Source organism: Corallococcus carmarthensis, from assembly GCF_003611695.1.
GTDB classification, from domain to species: domain Bacteria; phylum Myxococcota; class Myxococcia; order Myxococcales; family Myxococcaceae; genus Corallococcus; species Corallococcus carmarthensis.
In genome coordinates this window covers 1-4,836 of the sequence record NZ_RAWE01000374.1, presented here as the reverse complement: position 1 = coordinate 4,836, position 4,836 = coordinate 1, and the positions used below count along the sequence as shown (strand labels likewise).

Annotated in this window: 4 protein-coding genes and 1 pseudogene; 2 read left to right on the top strand and 3 right to left on the bottom strand. The window is 70.6% G+C overall.

From position 1 onward, the window contains the following. Window positions 1-204: 204 nt before the first annotated feature. The gene (gene mutM, locus D7X32_RS43200) at window positions 205-1,107 is read right to left on the bottom strand and encodes a bifunctional DNA-formamidopyrimidine glycosylase/DNA-(apurinic or apyrimidinic site) lyase (RefSeq protein ID WP_120608307.1); all 903 of its coding nucleotides are present in this window, start codon (window positions 1,105-1,107) and stop codon (window positions 205-207) included. Between the two features lie 155 nt (window positions 1,108-1,262). Here mutM and D7X32_RS43195 point away from each other — a divergent pair, with 155 nt between their 5' ends. Beyond that, window positions 1,263-2,084, top strand: coding sequence for a M48 family metallopeptidase (locus tag D7X32_RS43195; protein WP_120608306.1), 822 nt, complete (start codon window positions 1,263-1,265; stop codon window positions 2,082-2,084). A 27-nt stretch (window positions 2,085-2,111) separates the two neighbouring features. Here D7X32_RS43195 and D7X32_RS43190 read toward each other — a convergent pair whose 3' ends face one another. Next, the gene (locus D7X32_RS43190) at window positions 2,112-3,161 is read right to left on the bottom strand and encodes a YihY/virulence factor BrkB family protein (protein ID WP_120608305.1); all 1,050 of its coding nucleotides are present in this window, start codon (window positions 3,159-3,161) and stop codon (window positions 2,112-2,114) included. A gap of 107 nt (window positions 3,162-3,268) precedes the next feature. Continuing rightward, complete coding sequence (locus D7X32_RS43185) at window positions 3,269-4,159, bottom strand: MTAP family purine nucleoside phosphorylase (protein WP_120608304.1); 891 nt, start codon at window positions 4,157-4,159, stop codon at window positions 3,269-3,271. A 95-nt stretch (window positions 4,160-4,254) separates the two neighbouring features. Here D7X32_RS43185 and D7X32_RS43180 point away from each other — a divergent pair. Next, a pseudogene (locus tag D7X32_RS43180) lies at window positions 4,255-4,836 on the top strand (hypothetical protein); the annotation flags it as partial.

Below are 4,836 nucleotides of genomic sequence, written 5' to 3'. Positions count from 1 at the left end.
GGGGCGGGAGACTCGGCGGGAGCCGACTCCTGGGGTGCCGAGGGCGCGCCACCATCGGGCACCGGCGTCTGCGCGGTGGCCGTGGACGAGGCGACGAGCAGCGCCGCCAGCAGGACGTGAGGCATGGTCAACGGTCTCCGGGGCCGCGACATGACGCGGCCGGGTGTAAAGGGCGGGCGATTCAAGCCATGCACCCCTGGGGTGTCAACGTCTACGGGAGCGAGGCTTCGTACTTGCAACGGCGGGGGCCGTCCCCTTCCCCGCCGCCGGCCCCTTCCGGGACACGCGGGAGGGAACCATGGAGAGCGGCTGACATTTCGGACAGAAATGCGTGGTGCGCCCACCCTGGGTGAAGGACTCCACGGGGGTTCCGCACTTCGAGCACGGGCCCTTCGCCCGCCCGTAGACGCGGAAGCGGTTCGCGGACCCCGGCTCCTCCAGGTAGGTGATGTCCTCGCCTTCCTGCTCCTTGAAGGCGAAGTCGAACGCGGCGTGGATGGCGCGGGCCAGGTGCTTCCAGTCGTCGGGCGTGAGGGTGCCGGGCTTGCGCGCCGGGTGCAGCCCCGCGCGGAAGAGGGCCTCCGCGGCGTGGATGTTGCCCAGGCCCGCGACGCGGCCCTGGTCCATCAGGGCCACCTTCAAGTCCTGCTTCGAGTCCCCCACCGCCTCCTCCAGCTGGGGCCCGGTGAGCCCCTCCGTCAGCGGATCACGCCCCAGGGCCTTCACGGCGGGCAGGTCCCACAGCGCCTTCGCGGCCACGGGCTCCAGCCGGCCGAAGAGGCGTGGATCACTGAAGTGGACCACGTGGCCGTCTTCCAGGTGGAAGCGGGCGCGGCTGTGGGAGACGGGTTCGCCTTCCTCGCGGCGCACGAACTTGCCCGTCATGCCCAGGTGGGCCATCAGCCCGTGGCCGCCCTCCAGGGTGAGCAGCAGGTACTTCCCCTTGCGCTCCAGGGTCTCCACGCGGCCGGTGAGCCGGGTGAAGCGCGCAAGCTCCGCGCCCCGGAAGACGCGGGTGGCGTCCGCTTCCGCGCGCACGATGCGGTGGCCCTTGAACCAGCGCTCCAGGTTTCGCCGGGCGATCTCCACTTCCGGTAGCTCAGGCATCTAAGCGCCGGGGCATACCACCGGACTGTTTCCGGCGCATGTCCCCCGGTGGATGGGATGAGGGGAAGGCGCTTGCCCGGGGCGTGGGGGCGCGGCTACGACGGGCCGCGCACGCTTTGCTTCCAACCACTTCAGCAAGAAGGGACGACTCGCCCATGCAACGGATGGTCACCGCACTCCTGACCCTCACCCTGGCCTCGGGCCTCACCACGGGCTGCGCCAAGCAGCGCGTGGGCGCGGAGAAGGCGATTGCCAGTGTCCTCATCTCCGACGAGCAGGAGAACCAGCTCGGCCTCCAGGTGAAGCAGGAGCTGGAGACGAAGGAGAACATCAAGTACGTGGAGGACCCGGCGGTGCTTGACTACGTCCGGAGCATCTCCGCGCCCATCCTCGCGCAGGCCAACAAGGACCGCTCCGGGGTGAAGTGGAAGGTCAACGTCATCAATGACCCGAAGACGGTCAACGCCTTCGCCACGCCGGGCGGCTTCCTCTACGTGTACACGGGCCTGCTGCTCGCGGCGGACACGGAGGCGGAGCTGGCGGGCGTGATGGCGCACGAGGCGGGCCACGTGGTGGGCCGGCACTCCGCGCGCGCCATGGTGAACGCCTACGGCCTGCAGGCCATCACCCAGGTGGCGCTGGGGCAGAACCCGGGCACCGCCGCGCAGATCGCCGCGCAGCTGGCGGGCGGCGGGCTGCAGCTGGCGCACGGCCGCAGCGAGGAGACGGAAGCCGACGAGTACGGCGCGAAGTACGCCTCCGCGGCGGGCTTCGACCCCAACGGCCTCATCTCCTTCTTCGAGAAGCTCCAGAAGGAGCAGGGCTCCACGCCGGGCGTGCTCAAGTGGCTGTCCACACACCCCACCAACGCGGACCGCATCGCGCACCTTCAGAAGATCATCGCGCAGCAGGGACTCAAGGGCGACCGCAACACCGCGGGCGGGCTGACGGCCATCCAGGCCAAGCTGCCCAAGTAGTCACCCGCACCTCGGGGCCCCGGCGCTTCAGTGCACGGGCGGGTTGTCGTTCCCGTCCGGCAGGAGGCCCGGGGGCTCCGGGTCCTTGCCTTCTTCCACCCGGCGCTTGCGCTTGAAGAGGGCCAGCCGCGTCTTCCGGGCGCTGGCGGCGCTCTTGGCCGCGCCGGGGGTCTTGAGGGGCGGCTCCAGGGGCGCCGGCTGACCGAAGTCGCGCGCGCCCTTGGCCTTCCCCTGCGCGGAGGCGTGTTCGAGGATGGCGTTGAGCTCCCCTCCGAGGATGAAGATGAGCCCGGAGAGGTAGAGCCACAGCAGCAACACCACCACGCCACCGATGGAGCCGTAGGTGACGTCGTACTTGCCGAAGTGCTCCACGTACTGGGTGAAGCCCCAGGTGCTGCCCAGCCACGCCAGCGTGCCAATCACGGAGCCCGGGGTGATGTACTTGAAGCGCTGCTTCACGTCCGGCAGCAGGTAGTAGCAGAGCGACAGCATCAGCATCACCAGCGCCGCGGTGAAGGGCCAGCGCAGCCAGGACCAGACGAGGTGGAACTCGTCGATGAGCGCCAGCTTGTCCGCCACCCACGCCCCCACGCGCCCGCCCAGCAGCAGGATGGCGAAGGACAGGGGGATCAGCAGGCCGCCCATCAGCGTCACCATCAGCGCCAGGCCCTGCGTCTTCCAGTAGGGCCGGGACTCCGACACGTCGTAGGCCAGGTTGAGGGCCTTGCGCAGGGCATCCACGCCGCGCGAGGCGGTCCACAGCGCCACGACCAGACCCACGGTGAGCAGCTTGGGGCGCGTCTCGCCGACGATGGACGTCAGGTGCTGGCTCACCACGCCCAGCGCGTCGCCGGGCACCAGCGGGCGGATGCGGTCCATCATCGCGTCCACGGCGCCGGGCGCGAACGGCAGGTACGCCACCAGCGTGACGAGGAAGAACAGGAACGGGAACAGGGAGAAGATGAAGTAGTAGGACAGCTGCGCCGCCACGTCGGTGACGGTGTCCTCCTCAATCTCCTTCCAGAAGCGCCGCGCGAACTCCCTCCACGTCAGGTACTTGAGCCGTGGCAGCCCCATGTGGTTCCCCCTCCGGGTCTGTGGGGAGCCAATGTGTGAACGGTCCGGGCATTCGGCAGCAGGCGGCCGGGCGAGCGCTCGCGGCGGGAAACGCTGGATGTTGAACGCTAGACGAGTCCGGAGGGCAGGTAGCGGCCCAGCAGCGGGCGCAGGCGGCTCCTCACGTCCGCGGGGATGCGCGTGCGGTCGGTGAAGATGGCCAACGCGAGCGCGCTGTCACAGCGGCAGGTGGAGGGTGCGCTGGCGATGCGGGGCAGCGCGCGGCGCAGGAGCGCGGCGCCGTGGGCGGTGACGGCGTCCAGCCGCTGGGTGAACTGCGGCAGGAGCGCTTCGGGTTCCTGGCCCACGGGCTGCGGGCGCCAGGAGTCATGGTCGGTGGGCAGCGCGATGAGGGCGTAGTGCAGCTCCGCCTCGCGCGCGAGGCGGGCCTCCGGCATGGCGGTGAGCCCCACGAGGTCCGCGCCCCAGGCGCGGTACAGCTGGCTCTCCGCCTGGGTGCTGAGCGAGGGGCCTTCGATGCAGACGTAGGTGGCCGTGGGGTGCACCACGGTGTCGCTCTTCTGGGCGGCCTCCGCGAGCGTCTGGCGCAGGGTGGCGCAGAAGGGATGGGCCAGCTCCACGTGCACGGCGACGTCGTCGTAGAAGGTGCACGGGCGGCGGTAGGTCCGGTCGATGACCTGATCCGGCAGGGCCAGGTGGAGCGGCTGGATGGCTTCGCGCAGGCTGCCCACGGTGCCGGTGGCCATGACGTGGGTGACGCCGAGCGTCTTCAGGGCGAAGAGGTTGGCGCGGTAGGGGGCGCGGGTGGCGTTGTGGACGTGGCCCTGGCCGTGGCGGAAGACGAAGACGACGGGGACGCCCTCCAGCTCCGTGGCGATGAGCGGGGTGCTGTGGGGCCCGAAGGGCGTCTCCACGGAGAGGTGTTCGCCGCGTCCCTGGAGTCCCAGGGCCTGGTAGAGGGCCTGGCCCCCGATGATGCCCACCTTGACCGCCCGCATGCGTCTCCTCTCGCCCGGTCGCCGGGCGTGGGCCTGACGATATCGCGGGGGGCTCGCCCAGGAAGCTCGGAAGACTGGTAGCTTTCACATTTGCCATGCGTCTTCTTCCGCGCCTCGTCGTCCTCAGCGTCCTCTTCGGAACCCCTGCCCTGGCCGGCCCAGTCCCCCCCGGCTGCGAGGAGGACGCCACCACGTGCAAGGAGGACTGCACCATCGAGTACGGCGGCAACGGCGCCGCCATCAAGAAGCTGACGCGCTGTTTCGAGGGCTGCCTGGACACGCGCACGCAGTGCGCCCGTCAGTTCAACGCGGTGAACGGCCGGGCGCCGGACGCACCGGAGGCCGCGCCCGAGCGCCGGGGCAGCAAGACGGAAGCGGCCAAGCTGCGTGAAATCGAGGAGAAGGACCGCCGCCGCGAGGAGGACCCGTTCGGCGACGAGGAGAACAAGCAGCCGCGCGCGCGCCCGGTGCGCGACTCCTACGATGATCCGCCGGAGCCGCCCGCGGAGCGCAAGGGCTACCGCGCGTCGGACGAGAAGCCCGCGAAGAACAACGGAAGGCCGCAGGCGGCCGTCCCGGCGCGAGCCACGGAGCCCGCGCGCAAGCCGCCGCCGAGGAAGCCCGAGCCGAAGCCGGTGGTGGCCGAACCCGCGAAGCCGAGCCGGACGGACGACGAG

What these genes read in the sequence shown, in the direction of transcription:
- D7X32_RS43190 (WP_120608305.1), bottom strand. Translation starts at nt 3,161, where the DNA reads ATGGGGCTGCCACGGCTCAAGTACCTGACGTGGAGGGAGTTCGCGCGG.
- D7X32_RS43185 (WP_120608304.1), bottom strand. Translation starts at nt 4,159, where the DNA reads ATGCGGGCGGTCAAGGTGGGCATCATCGGGGGCCAGGCCCTCTACCAG.
- mutM (WP_120608307.1), bottom strand. Translation starts at nt 1,107, where the DNA reads ATGCCTGAGCTACCGGAAGTGGAGATCGCCCGGCGAAACCTGGAGCGC.
- D7X32_RS43195 (WP_120608306.1), top strand. Translation starts at nt 1,263, where the DNA reads ATGCAACGGATGGTCACCGCACTCCTGACCCTCACCCTGGCCTCGGGC.